Source organism: Flavisolibacter ginsengisoli DSM 18119 (assembly GCF_900129295.1).
GTDB classification, from domain to species: domain Bacteria; phylum Bacteroidota; class Bacteroidia; order Chitinophagales; family Chitinophagaceae; genus Flavisolibacter; species Flavisolibacter ginsengisoli.
In genome coordinates, this window is the sequence record NZ_FQUU01000003.1 from 42,530 (window position 1) to 61,681 (window position 19,152).

The 19,152-nt window shown below is 35.6% G+C and carries 19 protein-coding genes; 18 read left to right on the plus strand and 1 reads right to left on the minus strand.

Annotated elements, in window-relative coordinates; genetic code table 11:
- Positions 1-74: 74 nt before the first annotated feature.
- The gene (locus BUA53_RS04095) at positions 75-2,150 is read right to left on the minus strand and encodes a hypothetical protein (protein WP_139256339.1); all 2,076 of its coding nucleotides are present in this window, start codon (positions 2,148-2,150) and stop codon (positions 75-77) included.
- A 527-nt stretch (positions 2,151-2,677) separates the two neighbouring features.
- Between BUA53_RS04095 and pseB the strand changes: the two genes are divergently transcribed.
- The 18 genes from pseB to BUA53_RS04180 all read left to right on the plus strand — a co-directional run bounded on the left by pseB (position 2,678) and on the right by BUA53_RS04180 (position 19,151).
- Positions 2,678-3,727, plus strand: a complete 1,050-nt coding sequence (gene pseB, locus BUA53_RS04100) for a UDP-N-acetylglucosamine 4,6-dehydratase (inverting) (protein WP_072833990.1) — start codon at positions 2,678-2,680, stop codon at positions 3,725-3,727.
- Positions 3,705-4,859, plus strand: coding sequence for a UDP-4-amino-4,6-dideoxy-N-acetyl-beta-L-altrosamine transaminase (gene pseC, locus BUA53_RS04105; RefSeq protein WP_072834284.1), 1,155 nt, complete (start codon positions 3,705-3,707; stop codon positions 4,857-4,859). The genes pseB and pseC overlap by 23 nt, the downstream gene beginning before the upstream one ends.
- Positions 4,852-5,157, plus strand: coding sequence for a hypothetical protein (locus BUA53_RS21155; RefSeq protein ID WP_175546009.1), 306 nt, complete (start codon positions 4,852-4,854; stop codon positions 5,155-5,157). Before pseC ends, BUA53_RS21155 begins: the two co-directional genes overlap by 8 nt.
- Positions 5,072-5,413, plus strand: a complete 342-nt coding sequence (locus BUA53_RS21735; protein ID WP_175546011.1) for a class I SAM-dependent methyltransferase — start codon at positions 5,072-5,074, stop codon at positions 5,411-5,413. The genes BUA53_RS21155 and BUA53_RS21735 overlap by 86 nt, the downstream gene beginning before the upstream one ends.
- Before the next feature lie 96 nt (positions 5,414-5,509).
- Complete coding sequence (locus BUA53_RS04115; RefSeq protein WP_072833991.1) at positions 5,510-6,382, plus strand: aldo/keto reductase; 873 nt, start codon at positions 5,510-5,512, stop codon at positions 6,380-6,382.
- A gap of 27 nt (positions 6,383-6,409) precedes the next feature.
- The gene (locus BUA53_RS04120) at positions 6,410-7,747 is read left to right on the plus strand and encodes a glutamate-1-semialdehyde 2,1-aminomutase (protein ID WP_072833992.1); all 1,338 of its coding nucleotides are present in this window, start codon (positions 6,410-6,412) and stop codon (positions 7,745-7,747) included.
- 2 nt (positions 7,748-7,749) lie between these two features.
- Positions 7,750-8,751: a UDP-2,4-diacetamido-2,4,6-trideoxy-beta-L-altropyranose hydrolase gene (pseG, locus tag BUA53_RS04125; RefSeq protein ID WP_072833993.1), complete on the plus strand. Its 1,002-nt coding sequence runs from the start codon at positions 7,750-7,752 to the stop codon at positions 8,749-8,751.
- On the plus strand, positions 8,752-9,237 hold the full coding sequence (locus tag BUA53_RS04130) for a GNAT family N-acetyltransferase (RefSeq protein WP_072833994.1): 486 nt from the start codon (positions 8,752-8,754) through the stop codon (positions 9,235-9,237).
- Positions 9,227-10,270, plus strand: a complete 1,044-nt coding sequence (gene pseI, locus BUA53_RS04135; RefSeq protein WP_072833995.1) for a pseudaminic acid synthase — start codon at positions 9,227-9,229, stop codon at positions 10,268-10,270. The genes BUA53_RS04130 and pseI overlap by 11 nt, the downstream gene beginning before the upstream one ends.
- A gap of 46 nt (positions 10,271-10,316) precedes the next feature.
- Entirely contained in the window at positions 10,317-11,024 is a 708-nt protein-coding gene (pseF, locus tag BUA53_RS04140; protein WP_072833996.1) for a pseudaminic acid cytidylyltransferase, read from the plus strand.
- Positions 11,014-11,949 (plus strand): Gfo/Idh/MocA family protein, encoded by a 936-nt coding sequence (locus BUA53_RS04145; RefSeq protein WP_072833997.1) that lies wholly within the window; start codon positions 11,014-11,016, stop codon positions 11,947-11,949. The genes pseF and BUA53_RS04145 overlap by 11 nt, the downstream gene beginning before the upstream one ends.
- 1 nt (position 11,950) lies before the next feature.
- The gene (locus BUA53_RS04150; protein WP_072833998.1) at positions 11,951-13,258 is read left to right on the plus strand and encodes a DegT/DnrJ/EryC1/StrS family aminotransferase; all 1,308 of its coding nucleotides are present in this window, start codon (positions 11,951-11,953) and stop codon (positions 13,256-13,258) included.
- Positions 13,243-14,223, plus strand: a complete 981-nt coding sequence (locus BUA53_RS04155; RefSeq protein WP_072833999.1) for a CDP-glycerol glycerophosphotransferase family protein — start codon at positions 13,243-13,245, stop codon at positions 14,221-14,223. Before BUA53_RS04150 ends, BUA53_RS04155 begins: the two co-directional genes overlap by 16 nt.
- A complete protein-coding gene (locus tag BUA53_RS04160; protein ID WP_072834000.1) occupies positions 14,220-14,777 on the plus strand; it encodes a GNAT family N-acetyltransferase in 558 nt (185 codons plus the stop codon). The genes BUA53_RS04155 and BUA53_RS04160 overlap by 4 nt, the downstream gene beginning before the upstream one ends.
- A gap of 23 nt (positions 14,778-14,800) precedes the next feature.
- A complete protein-coding gene (locus BUA53_RS04165; protein ID WP_072834001.1) occupies positions 14,801-16,024 on the plus strand; it encodes a polysialyltransferase family glycosyltransferase in 1,224 nt (407 codons plus the stop codon).
- Complete coding sequence (locus BUA53_RS04170) at positions 16,021-16,920, plus strand: glucosamine inositolphosphorylceramide transferase family protein (RefSeq protein WP_072834002.1); 900 nt, start codon at positions 16,021-16,023, stop codon at positions 16,918-16,920. The genes BUA53_RS04165 and BUA53_RS04170 overlap by 4 nt, the downstream gene beginning before the upstream one ends.
- 1 nt (position 16,921) lies before the next feature.
- Positions 16,922-17,812: a GNAT family N-acetyltransferase gene (locus BUA53_RS04175; protein ID WP_072834003.1), complete on the plus strand. Its 891-nt coding sequence runs from the start codon at positions 16,922-16,924 to the stop codon at positions 17,810-17,812.
- Positions 17,813-17,870: 58 nt separating this feature from the next.
- Positions 17,871-19,151: a lipopolysaccharide biosynthesis protein gene (locus tag BUA53_RS04180; RefSeq protein WP_072834004.1), complete on the plus strand. Its 1,281-nt coding sequence runs from the start codon at positions 17,871-17,873 to the stop codon at positions 19,149-19,151.
- Position 19,152: the final 1 nt, after the last annotated feature.

Sequence of the window (19,152 nt, forward strand, 5' to 3'; positions counted from 1 at the left end):
AGTTACAAGCAAGTGCTTTGATTAAGGTTATGGAAGTTATTTGTCCAAGGTCAGAAATGTCGATAAATAGGTTTTTATTTTATTTCTAAAAAAAAATAGCGGTCAGGGATATTTACAAAACTATAATTAAAATTTCCCGAGATAACAGCTTTCAACAGTTTACCAGTTTCCTTTCCAGGAATTGAAAACTGCCTGATTTCAAATCCGCTTGTTTCAGTTCGTAATAGTTTAGAATCAATTTTCTTTTCCTGGGGAGTGAAAATCTGGAGCTGATTCAATTGTACTTTATAATCAACTTCTTTTGCACCAATAGGAAGGAAAATATACGAAGGAAAAAATTGGGGGTCATATGTATATAGATCTGTGGGGTCTTCAAATTTTTTGTAAAATGCAAGTATTTGACGGGGTGAGCCATCAAAGAACACCAGGCCATTGTCAATTTTTATGTTGAACCGGTAGGTTGTATAATCAGAGGCGTTCATGAAAATTGTGGTTTCACCTGCAGGTAGTTTAAGTGTTAGCTGACCTGTACTATTTTCAATAGAAATTGCTATTGGAGATAAATATTCTTTATCAATTCCGCTGATGATAACTTTTGGATTCTGCTTATTATTTGTAAGTGAATAGTTTATTTTCACTTCTGCAGTTTTTTCTGTGTAAATGCTGAAATAGCCTCTGTTAAGATAATTGCCACCAATATTAAATTCTTTTTTAGGTTTATATTTTCCTTTGATTGCTTCCATTGCAGAACTAAATGGATATGAGTAGCTGACCGATGGAGTTGTATATTTTAGTTGAAGCAATTGAAAATCCTGATCTATCTTTTGTGTAGTAACGGATTGTGGTATTTTGCCCCAGGCTGCCTCCTTTGGCTGTGTTTCCGGAAACCATTCGAAATGCATTTTTTGATACAATTGGTATTCTGGTTCTGATTTAGGAATATTCAAAAATCCGTAACTGGCCAATTGCATGATTCGGTAACTATCAATAATCCCCGATTCATAGATCTTCCAGGCATATTCTGTTACTGGAATAAGACGGTCCTTTATAGAACCATTGACCAAATCCCTGGAGTTGAATACTAAATGAACATAATAGAGATATTCTTTTAACTCATTTAACCTTGACAATACTTTGGAATCCCTGGTTTCCCCGCTAGTATTTTTTATTATGCGAACACAATTAGTAAGGCTATTAAGGCTAAAATTAGGGTCATTATAAAAAAGATCAAATAACTGGCTAATAGATTGGTCTGCCTCCTGGTAAAGATCTTTTGTTAGACGGTTTAAGTTGTTTTCCCAGTTTGCATCGCCATCTGACAGGTATCGGCCCATGATCCACAAAGGAATTCCTGTTGAGAACTTACTATAAGAAGATTCATAAGTAGTGCCTTCTGATCCTTTTTTTATACTATATATCAACCTTTTCATTGTTTCCTTTAAGCTAGCTCCACCGGGCAAATCCCACTGAGCATCCGGATACTTAAAGTAATCGTAAACACCAAACCTTTTTACTTTATCAGCCCACATTATTATAAATGAAGGGCCAAAGGCAATATTTTGGAACTGGTAAGGAATGATCTGGACAAAGACGCGGGGATTTAATGGGAAGGTTGGCGGTTCGGCATGTGAACTATATGCATACAGGTTGACGCCAATGTTCGGGTTGTTCGGGAAAAGTTTATCGAGTTTGGCAGCGGCAACATTAGCAGACATAAAAACCTGGTCGCTTACCGAAGGTATTTTTTTCCCTGTCAAAAATCCACCACCATCGGAAGGCTCCATAGAAACAAATTGTGTGACACCACTGGCAGGTAGTTGATAATCAGGATTTGTAAAAGGTTTTATGCTCCAGTTGGTATAAAATTCAATTGCTTGTTTGTTGAGGTAATTTAATTTGGTTTCAGGATCAATTTTTCCATTGCTGATCTTTGGTGAAACCAACCAATCCAGATGTTGAAGTAACTCATTATTGTTTTCCAGGATAAAATTTTCACCTCGATGGCCTGCAAGTTCGTAAGCAGTTCCAAACCCGTTGCGCACCCGCCAAAGATTCCAACTCTTTTGCACCGAATGATCATTATCTGAATTGCCAGACCCGAAGCCTCCTGTTCCAAAGAAATCACGTATTTGTGTAAAAGGTTGATCCATAGTTTTTCTCTTTAATCCAAAAATGTTGGAGATTTTGGGCGTTATAGTATAAAGATCACCAGGTAGGTAAAATTTAAAACCAAGAGATCGCAAGTATTTATAAATGCCAAATTCAAGACCTTCGATACCTAAGGACGAGATGATTATAGAATTTGAACCGTTACTTTCAATTTGAAAACCTTCTTTGGCTTTATAAGGTAACTTCGTGTTAGTTTGAAGGATAATCCCTTTTTTTACTTCTTTTAGTGTTAAAGCTTTCTGCCATCGGTTTCCAGAACATTCATTAAGCAGGTGAATTACATCATCTGAAATCTCTTTCGGAAAACTAGGTGGGTTATAAAAACTGTAAGCATCATTCGTAATTTGTGCTAAAACAGAAATTGGAATAAAAAAATAAATAAGGAAGAATAGGCTTTCCATTTTACTTGAATCTCTAATCATAACTCAATTCTCTTTAAGTAAAACTTAGAATAAATTATATTCATAAATTTTAATCAAAGCTGGTAAATAATTATTAAATAAAATATATGGCTTTAGATCTTAATGGGAAATCAATTCTGATTACTGGAGGCACAGGCTCTTTCGGTAAACAATTTACCCGTACCGTTTTACAAAAATGGCCTGGAATAAAAAGACTTGCTATTTATTCCAGGGATGAACAGAAACAGTATCAAATGGCCTTCGAATTCCCGGAGAGCGAGTATCCCATGATCCGGTTTTTTATTGGGGATGTGCGGGATTATGAAAGATTAAAAAGGGCTTGCAATGGCATAGATTATATTATTCATGCGGCTGCCATGAAGCATGTTCACATTGCAGAGTATAATCCTGATGAATGTGTAAAGACAAATATCGGTGGTGCAGAAAACGTCATACGTGCTTCCCTGGAAACAGCAGTACATAAAGTTGTTGCCCTATCCACAGACAAAGCCTGCGCACCCATAAATTTATATGGTGCCACAAAGCTAACATCTGATAAATTATTTATAGCGGCCAATAATATTAGGGGCAACAGGGACCTGGTGTTTTCAGTTGTCCGTTATGGGAACGTTATGGGATCGAATGGTTCTGTGATGCCTTTCTTTATGAAAAAAAAGAAAGAAGGATTTTTGCCCATTACAGATACAAATATGACCCGGTTCAATATTTCATTAACTGAAGGCGTTGAAATGGTATTGCATGCATTGGAGTCTGCATGGGGAGGAGAACTATTTGTACCAAAAATACCTTCATACCGGATAACTGATGTTGCAGAAGCCATTGCTCCTGGATGTGAACACAAAGTAGTTGGAATAAGACCTGGAGAAAAAGTACATGAAGAAATGATCACAAGTTCAGATTCATTCACCACGTATGATCTTGGAAAATATTATGTGATTCTTCCTCAAAAAACTGCATGGAAGCTGGAGGATTTTATCAGCCATTTTAATGCTAAAAAAGTAAAAGAAGGTTTTAATTATAATTCGGGTGACAATGAAGAGTGGCTTTCGATAGAAGAATTGAGAGAACTCATTAAAATTCACATGGATCCATCCTTTGAGATAAATGAAAACTATGAACCCTATACCGTACGGTAAGCAATCAATAACACAGGAAGACATTAAAGCAGTAACCGAAACACTGCAATCTGATTTTTTGACACAGGGCCCTAAAATCACTGAGTTTGAAAAGTCTTTCGCAAATTATATTGGTGCTAAATATGCAATTGCTGTGAGCAATGGAACAGCAGCTTTACATCTTGCAGCAATGGCACTGGGAGTTAATGAAAACACAAACGTAATAACAACACCTATCACATTTGCTGCATCTGCTAACTGTATTCGGTATTGCGGGGGTAATGTATATTTTGCTGATATTGATCCTGACACCTATCTTCTTGATATAAATAAAGTTGAAGAATTGATCCAATCTAAGCCAAACGGATTTTTCCAGGGAATTATCCCGGTTGATTTTGCTGGAAGGGCAGTGAACCTTGAAGCTTTCCGGAAGCTGGCTAATAAATATAAACTCTGGATTTTGGAAGATGCCTGCCATGCTCCCGGCGGTTATTTCACTGATTCAGACAATGTGCAACAATGGTGTGGGAATAGTCAATTTGCTGAAGCCGCTATTTTCTCTTTTCATCCTGTAAAACATATTGCCTGCGGGGAAGGAGGCGCGATTACAACCAATGATGAAAGAATATACAAAAAATTGTTATTGCTCCGCACACATGGCATTACAAAAGATCCTGCATTGATGCTGGAAAACCACGGAGGATGGTATTATGAAATGCAGGAACTCGGATATAATTATCGCCTGACAGATTTCCAGGCTGCTTTGGGGCTTTCACAATTACAAAGAGCCAATGAAGGATTAAAAAGAAGAAGAGAAATCGCAAAAAAATATAACGAAGCTTTTAATGCCAAAAAAGGATTTAAAGGACAGTCTGGTTATGTAGAAGGGCATGCTTACCATCTTTATGTTATTGAAGTTGAAAACCGAGATTTGCTATATAACTTTTTACGGGAGAAAAAAATTTTTACGCAAGTACATTATATACCAGTTCATTTACAGCCGTACTACCAATCCTTAGGTTTTAAAAAAGGTGACTTCCCAAATGCAGAAGCTTATTATGAAGAATGTCTAAGCTTACCAATATACCCTACGCTAACAGAGGAAGAACAGCAGTATGTTATTGATATATTAAACGATTTTTTTTATGAGTGATGGGAAGCAAAAAAGTGCCTTCCTGGAGTACGAGGCAAATCAATGGTTCAAAAGGAATTTTGAAGCTTTAAAGAATTATAGGGAGAAAGATGATAAGATCATATGCTTATTAAAAGATTATAAGATAGAACCAGTCCGGATACTTGAGATAGGGTGCAGTGCAGGTCATCGATTAAATGGATTAAAAAAAACGTATCCACTAACAGATGTTTATGGCGGTAGAGCCATCAAAGGAAGCCATTGCGTATGGGGAAACACATTATCCAAATGTGCATTTTTTGAATGCAACTGCAGATGACATGAACAAGTTTGGGGACGAAAGTTTTGACGTTGTTATAGTAGGATTTGTATTTTACGTAATCAAAAGACGCTTGCTGTTAAAATCAATTTCTGAAATAGACAGGGTTTTAAAGGATAAAGGATATTTAATCATAATGGATTTTTTTACTGAAACGACAGTTAAAAAAACTATGTCCACATTAATGAGTTTTCAGCTTATTCTATTAAGGAGAATTATGATGAAGTTTTTACGGCTACGCATTTGTATCATTTGATGGATAAGTCTTGTTACAACCACGAGACACTACAAAAAGATGGACAGGAAGATTTTCAAAATTTATATTCCATATCTCTGCTTAAGAAGGACCTGAATGCAAGCTATAAATAAGATAATTTTAGGTACTGTTCAATTTGGTCTTTCTTATGGCATTAATAATAATGCGGGCAAACCATCTTACGAGGAGGTAACGAAGATATTAGATAAAGCGTATGATTTCGGAATAAGTACATTAGACACAGCCGCTGCTTATGGGGATGCTATTGACATAATTGGAAAATATCATTCCGAGCGGGAACATCGATTTGCTATAGTCAATAAATTTCATGTCGATAACAATGATTTTAACCTTGAAAGCATTGTTCAACACAATCTTCAACGACTGCAAATAAAATCTTATCGGGCATATCTTTTTCATAGCTTTTCAGATTATTTGATCCATAAAAATTTGATTCAGAATTTATTAAAGTTGAAGGAAAGGGGTGCATTAGAACGTATTGGGGTTTCTGTTTATACTAATGAAGAATTGGAATCTTTGCTAACAGAGCCAGGCATTGACCTGATACAATTACCATACAACCTGCTTGATAATGATTCTCTTAGGGGTTATTGGTTAATGCAGGCAAAGCAAAAAGGAATTCTGTTGCATGTCCGCTCAGTATTTTTGCAGGGATTATTTTTTAAGCTTATAGATTCTTTCCCTTCCATTCTCCAGCCATTAACTCCACATATAAAAAAGCTGGAAGCCATTGCAAAAGAAGCAGGAACAAATATAGCTGCTCTGGCTTTGCAATATGTGCTGCAAAATACGTTAGTCGACGGCGTTTTAATTGGTGTTGATAGCCTTAATCAATTGCAAAATAATATTGACCTGCTGCAACATTCTATTGACAAAAATGTTTTTAGCGAAGTAAATAAAATCTCAGTAAAGGAAAAACAGTTACTTAATCCTGTTAATTGGATATAAAACTTAAACGAAAGAAAATTAATCAAAATGGATTTCAGGAATTCAATAAAATATAGGGAAGTCATCCACAAATTGGTTCCAGGTGGCGCGCATACTTACTCTAAAGGTGATGATCAATTTCCGGAATTAGCTCCGGCAGCAATTGAGCGGGGTAAAGGAGCCTGGTTGTGGGATATTGATGGCAATAAATTTCTTGATTGCTCCATGGGGCTTACGTCAGTAAGTTTAGGACATGCTTTTGAGCCAGTTTTGGACCGGGTGAAAATAGAGCTTGATAAAGGCGTGAATTTTCAACGTCCCAGTGTGATTGAAAAGGAAATGGGGGAAACTTTTTTAGAACTTGTGCCACAGCACGACATGATAAAATTTGCAAAAAATGGTTCCATTGTAACCACAGCTGCGGTAAAATTGGCACGTGCTTTTACCAAAAGAAAATTGATTGCTTTTCCAGGTGACCACCCTTTTTATTCTTATGATGATTGGTTCATTGGTAAAACAGCCTGTGACAGAGGGGTGCCAGATGAAACAAAAGAACTGTCTGTAACATTCAAGTCTTGTGATATAAATTCCTTAAAAGCTTTATTTGAGAAGTACCCCGGGCAGATAGCTGGTGTTATTACAGAACCTGAGAAAAATTTTTGCAATAAGAATTGTGCCTGTGGGGGAGAACCCGGTACGTTTTTAAAGGCTGCTATAGAATTGGTACATCAGAACGGCGCACTTTTTATTCTTGATGAAATGATCACAGGTTTTAAAACAGGTTTTCCTGGTTCAATAGCAAAATATGGTTTGGAGCCTGATATGGCAACCTGGGGAAAAGGAATCGCCAATGGCTTTTCATTTTGTGCATTAACAGGTAAGAGGGCAGTTATGGAATTAGGGAGTATTGATATACCTGGTCAGGAGAAAGTTTTCCTTATTTCTACTACTCATGGTGGTGAAACACATGGCATAGGTGCTTGCCTGGCTACCATAGACTTTTTTAAGAAAAATGAAGTAATTAAAAAGTTGCAAGAGACCGGAAAAACTATTATAGAAAAGTGCAGGGTGATTATTAAAAACGCTGACCTAAATGATTACATTATTGTTTCAGATTCGGAATGGATGCCTGCATTTGTTTTTAAAAATAGAAATGGGACTGCCGATATGGGTTACCGGACTTTGTTTATGCAGGAGATGATTAAAAACGGAGTTTTATTTCAAGGCATTTTTACATGTAGCTTCAGCCATAATTTGGATGAGATCAATGCCTTTACTTCTGCATTTAAAAAAGCTTCAGATGTTTACAAACAAGCATTGGAGAATTCTTATAAGGACTATCTGGTGGGTAATGCAACAAAGCCTGTATTCAGGAAAATTGTTTAAGCTTGAAGAGAAGAGTAATATTACGCGCAGATGGAAACTCAAAAATTGGCTTGGGTCATGTCCATAGAATTTATGCATTAGCTCAAATATTAGAGCCTCATTTTGATTGCATCATCAATATTCAGGAACCATCAAGTTCAATTTACAATTTATTTGGAACAAAATTTATTGTGCATTCATTGCCAAATTCAATTTATGGATCTGAAGCATTTTATAATGAATTGGTAAATGAGGTAACTGATACGGATATTGTAGTATTGGATGGATATGGGTTCAACACAGAATATCAAAGAAGGTTAAAAGCAAGAGCATATAAACTGGTTAGCATCGATGACATCCATCAAACGCATTTTCTTTCTGATGTGATTATTAATCATTCAGGAGGTATTACAGATTCTGATTATGATTATGAACCAGATTCTGTTTTATTGCTTGGGCCTGCATATACTCTAATTAAAAAAGAATTCCTGCATTCAGTCAGAAAGGAAAATTTAAATCAATTTCCGCCCAGTATCTTAATTAATTTTGGTGGTGCCGACCCTCAAAATAAAACCTTAACTACTCTGGAAAGCTTACTTAATAACTTTCTTGACTTTGGGCATTTGCATATAATTGTTGGTTCTGCTTATTTGTACTTAAAAGAACTTCAGCAAGTTATTAAATCAGCGGTACCTGCGGTTTTCTTACATACAGATTGTACCACAGAAGAAGTCATTTCCATAATGCATCAGTGCAATGTGGCTATTTTGGCACCTAGTACCATATTATTCGAATATGTAACCATACGAGGTTTAGCTTTTATAGAACAAACTGCTGATAACCAAAAGGATGTTTATGATTATTTTATATCGTCACAATTGGCGCTGCCTGTATCATACCTAAATGAAATCTTGACGAGCGAAAAAGTTTATATGGCAAAGGCTTCCAAATTAATAGCTAATCAAAATAAAGTATTTGATAGGAAATCAGGCGATAGGCTATTAAAGATCTTTTTGAATTTATAAATGAACTTAAAACTAAGATTGGCACGGGCCACTGATTTACAGATGATATTTCGTTGGGCTAATGATCCTGTTGTTCGGGCCAATGCTTTTAATCCTCATCAAATTACTCTGGAAGATCATACAAAATGGTACAATGAAAAAATGAAAAACAGGAATACGATTTTTTTGATCTTGGAGATGAACGATGAACCAGCAGGTCAAATAAGGTATGAGTTGCAGGAAGATGAAATTATTATTAATTATATGATTGCCACAGAGTATCGTGGGCATGGACTTGGCAACGAGATACTTGGTCTTGGAGAAAAATATTTGGCGGTAATTGAGCTTCCGGAAAACATACATAAGATTGTAGGATATGTAAAAAAAGAAAATATCGCATCGTTAAAAGCCTTTAATAAAAATAATTACCTCTGTTTGGAAAACGAGGGTCAAAACCATTCAGGGTCATTCAGATTCGAAAAATTAATTCAGAGAAATGCAGATTAATAATTACCAGATAAACACAGGAAATCAACCTTTCATAATAGCAGAAATGTCTGGCAACCACAACCAATCATTAGACAGGGCATTGGCGATTGTAGATGCCGCCGCGGACGCAGGGGTTCAGGCAATCAAGCTTCAAACATATACGGCTGATACAATAACAATGGATGCAAAAGGGGGTGCCTTTGAAATTGATGATGCCAATTCATTGTGGAAAGGCAAGAATCTTTACCAGTTATATAGGGAAGCCTATACTCCCTGGGAATGGCATCAGTCTATATTTGATCATGCAAAATCAAGAGGCTTGATTGCCTTTAGTAGTCCATTTGACGAAACAGCAGTTGACTTTTTGGAGAGCCTGGATGTTCCAGCTTATAAAATTGCATCTTTTGAAAACAATCATATCCCACTAATTAAAAAGGTGGCCCAAACAGGTAAGCCTGTTATTGTATCTACAGGCGTTTCTTCACTAAGCGACATAGAACTAGTGGTTACAACTTTAAGAAATAATGGATGCGAAAACTTTGCATTGTTAAAATGCACAAGTACCTATCCGGCTTTGCCTACGAATACAAATTTGAAAACAATCCCTCATCTGCGCGAAATGTTTCATTGCGAAGTTGGTTTATCAGACCATACAATGGGAGTTGGAGTTTCTGTAGGAGCGATAGTGTTAGGGGCTACAATTATAGAAAAACACGTTACACTCAATAGGGCAGATGGCGGAGTTGATAGTGCTTTTTCATTAGAGCCACATGAATTAAAGGCACTGGTCCAGGAAACAGAGAGAGCATGGCAAGCATTGGGCAGGGTGCAATATGGAGTACAGGAAACAGAAAATAAGAGCATTTTATTTAAACGGTCTATTTATGCAGTAAAGGATATTGAGGCAGGTGAAATAATAACTGCAGAACATATTCGGGTTATCAGGCCGGGAAATGGATTGCACCCCAAATATTTTGAGGAATTAATTGGTAAAAAAGCCCAAAAGTCCTTCAAAAAAGGCTCTCCCTTTACCCATGAAGGCTTAGCCTAAAAGGACCGTTTAAATCAAAAGCATTATATTAATTTGTAAGTTTGAAATGAAAGCAATCGCAATTATAACAGCAAGAGGTGGGAGCAAAAGAATACCCAGGAAAAATATAAAAAGATTTCTGGGTAAGCCAATTATTCTATACTCAATAGAAGCAGCCTTGCAGTCGGGCATTTTCGACGTAGTCATGGTATCAACTGACGATTTGGAAATTGCTGAAGTAGCTAAGAAAGCTGGAGCTGAGGTACCATTTCTGCGCTCGGAAGCGACATCAACTGATTTCTCCTCTACAGCAGATGTTTTAGTTGAAGTATTGGAGAGGTTCAAAGCCGAAGGGAAAGAGTTTGAATATGCATGTTGCTGTTATCCAACAGCTCCTTTTATAACTCCTGAAAAATTGAAAACAGCTTTTGAGATGCTCCAACATGCTGACGCGGATACAATATTGCCTATTGCTAAATACAGTGTTCCTATCTGGTGGGCACTTAAGTTGAATAACAATCAGGTATCCTTTCATTGGCCGGAAAATGAATTAAAAAGATCACAAGACCTGCCAGCTGCTTATTTCGATACAGGTCAATTCTATTTTTTTAGCGTACAAAGATTTTTAAAGAGCAAAAGTATATTTACGAATAACACCATAGGTCTGGAAGTGCCGGAAACTGAAGTACAGGATATCGATAATGAGGAAGATTGGAATCTGGCGGAAATAAAATACAGGTGGTTACACGAAAAGCAAAATAAAAATGTCTTTTAAGGCCCTTGTTATTGGGTGCGGCAATATAGGGTCGGGTTATGACTTTAGCAATGACCAGGTGCTAACCCATGCCAAAGCCTTTAGGTTAAATCCGGAGATTGAGTTTAGTGTCTCAGATGTTAATGAAAAGGCTGCAATTGAAACGGCAACTAAATATGGCGTTAGGTATTATACAAGGCTTTCAGATGAAGAATTAAAAGAGTTTAATATAATCAGTCTTTGTACCAGTACAAAATACCATTTTGAATACCTAAAAAGAATATCCGGATTAAGTTCTCCTTTTATAATTTGTGAGAAGCCTGTGGTTGCTACTCTTAATGAAGTGAATGCTTTACGAACATTGGAACTTGACCCTCAAAAAATTTTAGTTAATTATATTCGCCGGTTCCAACCCGGTTATCATTTATTGAAACACAGGCTTGCTGAAATATGCCACGTAGAGCAAATCAATTTAATTAACTTAAAATACCACAGGGGCCTTTTAAACAGCGCAAGTCATGGACTTGACCTGTTAACATTTTTGCTGGAAAGGGAAGTAAGATTTGACGAGGTTCAAATGCTTTCCAAGGGTTTTGATGCGTTTGAAACAGACCCAACTATTATTGGTAGCTTTTTGTTGAATGGTATACCGGTAATGTTGCAGGGCTTTATTGATAGTACGTATTCTATTTTCGAAGTGGAAATATATACTAAAAGTCAAAAGATACTTATTGAGAATAGCGGAGATACTATTAAGTATTACAAAACTGTTGACGGAGTTTTATTTGAAGATCGGAACATGCGGCAAGAGGAGGTACTAAAGGACTATATGGTTGCTGTAGTAGAGAAAGCTTTAAGCTGTATGAAAGGGAACTCAGAAACAAATTTTTCAAGTGCTTTGCAATTAAATGAAGAAGTGCTCAAATTAATAGAAACAATCAAATAATATGGCTAAGCTAGCTTTAAAGGGCGGGAGCCCGATTCGTGAAAAACTATTTCCTGCTTATAATACAATAGGTGCTGAAGAGAAAAAAGCAGTAATGGAGGTGTTGGATACAGGTAATTTATCACAATACCTTGGCGCTTGGGATCCAGACTTTTACGGTGGTCCCAATGTGCAGGCTTTTGAAGCAGCCTGGGCAGATTCTATTGGTGTGAAATACGGCATTTCAGTAAACTCAAACACTTCAGGATTGTTTACATCTATTGGTGCCATTGGAATACAGCCGGGAGATGAAGTAATCGTATCTCCTTACACCATGTCGGCTAGTGCTATTGCGCCCCTAGTGTATGGAGGTATACCCATATTTGCTGATATTGATTCTGTAACTTTTTGCATGGATCCTAAAAGCATAGAGCAAAAAATAACTCCAAGGACTAAAGCAATTCTGGTAGTGCACATCTTTGGGCATCCGGCTGATATGGATGCAATCATGAGCATAGCTAAAAAACACAATTTATATGTTATAGAAGATTGTGCCCAAGCACCAATGGGGAAGTACAAAGGAAGATATGTAGGTACCATTGGTGATATTGGAGTGTTTAGCCTGAACTACCACAAGCATATTCATACAGGCGAAGGCGGAGTAATTACAACTAACAACCAGGGTTTGGCGGAGCGTTGCCAGATGATCCGCAATCATGCAGAAAACATCGTTGGTCCTAAAGAAATAAAGGATCTTACGAACCTGATAGGCTATAATTACCGTATGACAGAGATAGAAAGTGCCATTGGCATTGAGCAATTAAAAAAGCTGCCTACGCTATTGGATCAGCGACTGGAAAACGTTGCTTATTTAAACGAACAATTAGTTAGGTATCCTGCTTTGGAATTACAGCCAGAACTTAAAGATGGCTCAGTACATACATATTATGTGCATCCAATTAAATTCAATAAAGAAATTGCAGGAATAGATCGAAACCTGTTTGTTGAAGCCTTGTCAGCTGAATTGCCCTCTGCTGTTTTACGAGAAACGGCCCCTTTAATAGGTTCGGGTTATGTGAAGCCACTTTATTTGCAACCAATATACCAGGAAAAGGCAGCCTGGGCCTTTAACCCGGCACTTTATAAAAATATTGTTGACTACAGCAAGGGGATTTGCCCGGTCACTGAGGAAATGCATTTTGAGAAATTATTTGGGCATGAATACATGCGACCAGGAATGACAAAGGGCGATTTAAGAGATGTGGTAAACGCATTTGACAAGATCTTTGAAAATATTAATGAACTGAAAGTTGAATGTATAACTGCTTAAAAGGAAATGGATTAATTGCATTTAGCGATCCGGCAGGTGCAAAGGCATGCCTGGGGTTAATTTCTATATTAAAACATATTCATAAAACAGGGGAATACACAGTTATCAGTAATAAGGAGTATGATTTTTATAAAGATTGGGATATAGATATTTCTATACAAACCAGCTTTAATTTAAAACTTCAAGTAGATAAGCCAGATTGGATTTTTACAGGCACGTCACATCCTGAATCATCAGGCAGATTCGAGCTGGAAATAATAAAGCAAGCAAAGCGACTTTCTATTCCAACCTGGGCTTTTATTGATCACTGGACAGCACTGGCTTTACGTTTTCAGGATAGAGATGGCTTTACCTGGCCTGATAAAATAATTGTATTAGACGACCATGCAAAAGCTTTAGCTATAGAAGACGGCATATCCAATGATTTGCTATGCATTCATTCGAATCCTTATATAGATTATATCGGACAATATTGGAAGCCATCTCTACAGGCAAGTGAATTAAAGGAAAGTATAGGAATAAAAGATAGATCTGCGACTGTTATTTTATATGCTCCAGATCCACTTTCTTTAAGGAATGAGGAAGAAGTTTGGGGTTTTAATGAAGGAATGGTTTTAAAAGAACTTTTAGAAATTTTAAAAGACATACCGAATGTGGTATTATTAATAAAAACGCATCCTTTACAACCAAAAGGAATAATGGAAGAGGTGAATTTATATTCAGGTTATCATATACCCGTTCATTTTATCAATAATATCAATAACCTTGAACTAATTAATATTGCAGATCTAATCATTGGCTTTTACTCCAACTTCCTTATTGAAGCCGCAGCGCTTCACAAGAAAATAATTCGATATTTTCCTAAGACCGGGGAACTGGATCCAATTAAACATCTTGTTATTGGTGAACGCGCTACAAGCTGGATTCAATTTGCAAATTTGACAAAAAACGAACTACAAAAATGAGCGATATAAAGTTTTTGGAAGGCGAAAGAATTTTATTGCGGCCGTTAGAGGAAAAAGATTTAAATAAAACCTACCTGCAATGGCTGAACGATGAAGAAGTTTGCCAATTCAATTCGCATGCTATTTTCCCATATACTTTGGAGAGGATGCAAGCCTATTATAATAGTTTAAAGCTAAACTATCAATCTGATGTAGTATTGGCTATAATAAATAAATCCAATACTGAGCATGTTGGCAACATATGCTTGCAAAGCATCGATTGGATAGCCAGGAATGCAGAATTTGCTATCTTATTAGGCAATAAAGAGTACTGGGGGAAAGGTATTGCTCAAGAGGCAGGCTTATTAATATGTGATTATGGATTTAAGCGTTTGAACTTGCATAGAATCTATTGTGGTACATCAGCGCGGAATACTGGTATGCAAAAATTAGCTACGAAATTAAGGATGAAACAAGAAGGAATTAGAAGAGAAAGTATGTTTAAGAATGGTGCTTATATGGATATCGTTGAATACGGTGTTTTAAAAAAAGAATTCTATAATACCCAATTTTAACGAACCAGGGCATTGCTTCAAAAATGAAAATATTAGTTGTAGTACCTCCGGAAAGGTTTGACTTTTACAATTATTTGTCAAAACTTGTCAATCACAAATTTGTATTGTTGTGGCATATAGATCATAACGAAATGCAATTGCCATTAGATGACCTGCCATTAAAATTTGATAAAATAATTTTTTGGAACCAATTTACTACCCCAAAAAAGCTGCTACAAAATATCCGGCCCGATAAGATAATCTTCTTTGAAATTATCGATCTGCGCCAAATAGCTTTAATTGTAGCAGCAAAAAGCTTTGGAATTTCAACTTTTTATTTGGAACATGGAGCTGCTGGGAACAGAGATGCGGCTATTATTCGATGGAATGAGCAAACTTTTACAAAGCACAAATTGCCATACCTGGCTAAACGTTTAAAGAACAATCTTTATGATATCGTAAAAGCGAAATTATTTTATTATAGTAATGTAAATGGGTTTGAAACATTAGATTCTTATAAAAGGTATTTCATTACACCTTTCCAAATGCTTAGATCCCTTCCAAATAAAGTTCTTTCGAAAAATAGATTTAGGGAGAGGGTTCCAAAGTATTCTATAGTTTTTAATCAAATTAATTTCGAACAATACGAATTATATACTGGCATTTCAAAAATGGAGGCTCTTTTTACTGGACTGCCTCATTTTGATAATTTCTATTCAAATCAACATATAGAAGAAGATTATGTAATTTATATTGATCACCCTTATTTAGAGGAAGGGATTTTGAACTGGACACCAGAGCACCATAAAAATATTTCTGAGGTGCTTTCAAGATTTGCTGAAAGTAATAAAGTAAAAGTTTACATAAAACTACACCCCATTTCAAATAAAAAAAATTGGCAATATTATAATTTTAATCCAGATTTTATTAAGATAATTCAATTCGGGGATTATACCGACCTATATCTAAAAAGCAAATTAATATTGGGTTTTAGTTCAAGCTTAATTACTGGTTTTTTGTGTGCAAAGAAAAATGTCGTGTTATTGGGATGGCATCCCACACCTCATATTTTTGGAATGGATTTCTCTAAGTCTGGTTTATGTCATACATCTTTTGATCTTGATGACTTAAATAATAAATACAATCATTGGATAAATGAAAATAAATGCACTGACTTAAATAAATATGAGGCTTTTCTTAAAGAATGCAACTATCCTTTTGATGGAAAAGCTACAGACCGTGTGCTTCAGGCAATACAAGAATTATGAGGACATATTTGGAAAGTGGCGCTCTTTGGTCAATTGGGATTTTTGCTGAAGATATAGGGTTTAGATTAAATGAGCCTCTCAGGAACTCTATAAAGATTTTTGATGCAAAGCAAATAAGGCATACAAGGAAACATGTGCATAGTTATGCAGATCCTTTTTTATATGTTTATAAGGATGCCTTATACTTGTTTGCCGAACTTCAGGAAATAGATGGCAAAGGATATATTAATGTGTGGCGAACAACTGATCTGATTCAATGGGATGATCTTGGGCCTATAATCAAAGATAAATTTCATCATTCTTACCCTTTTTTGTTTCGGGATAATGCCAAAATTTACATACTTCCGGAGTCAAGTGAAATGGGAAAAACATTTTTATATGAATTTGAAGACTTCCCAACTAAACCTATAAGGAAAATTCAACTATTAGAAGGGAATTTCGCAGACAGTAATATAATTTGTTGGGAAGGAATTTATTACCTGATTACTACAAATTTAGACACAGACGAACTTGAATTATTTTGGTCAGATAATTTGATAAATAAAAGTTGGTCAAGACATCCCTGCAGCCCCCTTACACAAGATAAAAAAATTAATAGAAATGGCGGGGGATTTATAGAATTAAATAAAAAGCTCTACAGAGTTGCTCAAAATTCCAGTTCATTTTATGGTGAAGGAATTGTTCTTTTAGAAGTGCTGATTCTTAATAAAGAAATCTATAAAGAAATCTTGATTAATCAGGATTATAGGCCAATTGAAAATCATAAATGGCAATATGATGGCAGACATCATTTAAGCACCGTACAATATATGGGTAAAACCATTATTGCCATGGATGGTTTGCAAAGAGACTTCCTGATCAATAAATTAATCAATTTCTTCTATAAAATATTTTAGTATGAATTATAAGATTCATCCGGTCGATATTAAAAACCCGGAGATAGAAGAAAAGCTTAGAATGCTTATTAAAGATGCTTTTCAAACAAAGGAGCCCATCCCACCGGGTCATTTATTAAAGAATACAACTACCCCTAAAGCTTCTAAGGAAACTGTTTTTCTTGCAGCTTTCGAAAATGGTGAAATGATTGGATGTAATGGTTTTATGTCCACAGATTTCGTTTATAATGGTAAAATCTCCAGTTGCTACCAAAGTTGTTGGTCAGCAACTCATCCTAAACACCAGGGGAAAAAAGTTTTTGTAAACATTATAAACGAAGGGAAAAATGTGCTGAAAGAAAAAGGAGCCGGCTTTATATATGGTGTGCCCAACAATAATTCGCACCCCATTTTTACAAAAAAGCTGGGATTTAAGGAGATCCCATCTGTAATGATTAAAATTCCAAATATTCCCTATTTACGCGACAGCTATTTTACAAAAAAAACTAAAAATATTGAGTCCTTTAAATCGGCAACATTTTATCCTTTAGAAGATCAAATTATTGATTTGAAAAAAAACATGCCTGGAGAGGATGTAATTGAAATTACTGAGAATAGAAGCATTTTGTGGGGTAAATTAAAAATCAGTCCAAGTAAATTTGGAATCAAGCTTAACTATTTTTATGTAGGCGGTATGGAATTATTTGATACCAAAGATCTTAAAAGGATGTTAGACCAGGTGTTTAGAAAATTCAATGTTAGGTATATTCAGATCGTATCTTGTAAGAGCAACCTCTATAATGGCCTGGTTAAGGGTTGGAAGCCAACCGCAATGAATGGATTTATATTTTATGAATTAAATGCGCCAGTTGAAAATGTAAATATCTTTTATGGTGTGATTGATGTTTTTTAATAGTATTTTATTCCTTCTTTTTTTCGTATAGCTTTTCAGCCTTAGGATTTATATTTCCATGAAATTTCTTAAACAGCTTTCTCTTTATACACTTGTTGGCGTATTGGCGGCAGGCATTAATTTTTTTGTCATGCCTGTATTGTCACATTATCTTTCTCCCTCTGACTATGGTACTTTGTCCTTATTTAACTCATACATAACTATATTAATTCCCTTAATTAGTTTATCAGCTAATAGTTTGTTAAACGTAGAATATTTTAAGGGGAAAAGTAAGGATGAGTTTTCACGACTATTTTCTTCTATACAGGTTATTCCTTTTTTTACTTCTGCTATTCTTGCAATATTAAGCTGGCAATTCTTTACTCAGGTTAATAATGAAATGGAGCTTCAGAATGTTGGAAAGAATTGGGGTTATATAATGATAGCCATAGCTTTTTTTACCATTTATTGTGATCAATTCAGTGTATTCTTAATCCTTGGTAAAAAAGCTGGTCAATTTACTTTGTACAGCTTATTTAAACTTTGCATAGAAATATCTCTAACTCTTTATTTTGTTATAGTCAAAGGTTGGGAATGGGAGGGCAGAATTTATTCTTCATTGATCACAACTGGTATATTTTTTTGTGTCAGTTTAGTTTATTTCCACAAGCAAGGTTTCATAAATGGAGTAATTCGGATCCAATTACTTAAAGAGGGTTTATTCTTTGGAGCGCCATTAATTCTGCATGAATTAGGAAAATTTGTAGTTAATCAATCTGATCGGTTATTCATTGCAAAAATGGTTTCTTTAAGCGAGGCGGGTATTTATAATATTGGTTATACTATTGGTTCAATGGTAATGATCATAATTAATGCATTTTTTAATTATTATAGTCCTTTTTTGATGGAGCGTTTGTCAAATCTTACAGATGACAATAAATTGCAGATAGTAAAAATGAGTTATCTATATGCTTTGGGGTGTATTGTAATACTAGTGGGAATACAACTTTTTTCGTCCTTATTTTTCAGATGGTTTATTGATGGTCGTTATGTCACCGGAAATCGATATGTATTTTGGGTAGCTTTAGGATACTGTTTCTGGGGTACATATATGTTATTTACCGGCTTTGTTACTTTTTATAAGCGAACAAAAGTATTGGGATGGCTTGCTTTATTTAATATTTTCACAAACCTTGGTTTTAATTATTGGTTTATCGGACTTTTTGGTGCTATAGGTGCAGCTTATGCAACAGCACTATCATTTTTATTACTTTGCTTAATAGTTGGTTATAAAGCAAATCAACTGGTAGCTTTGCCATGGTTTAGTTTTCAAAAGATAAAAATAACCAGGCTTGTGTGAA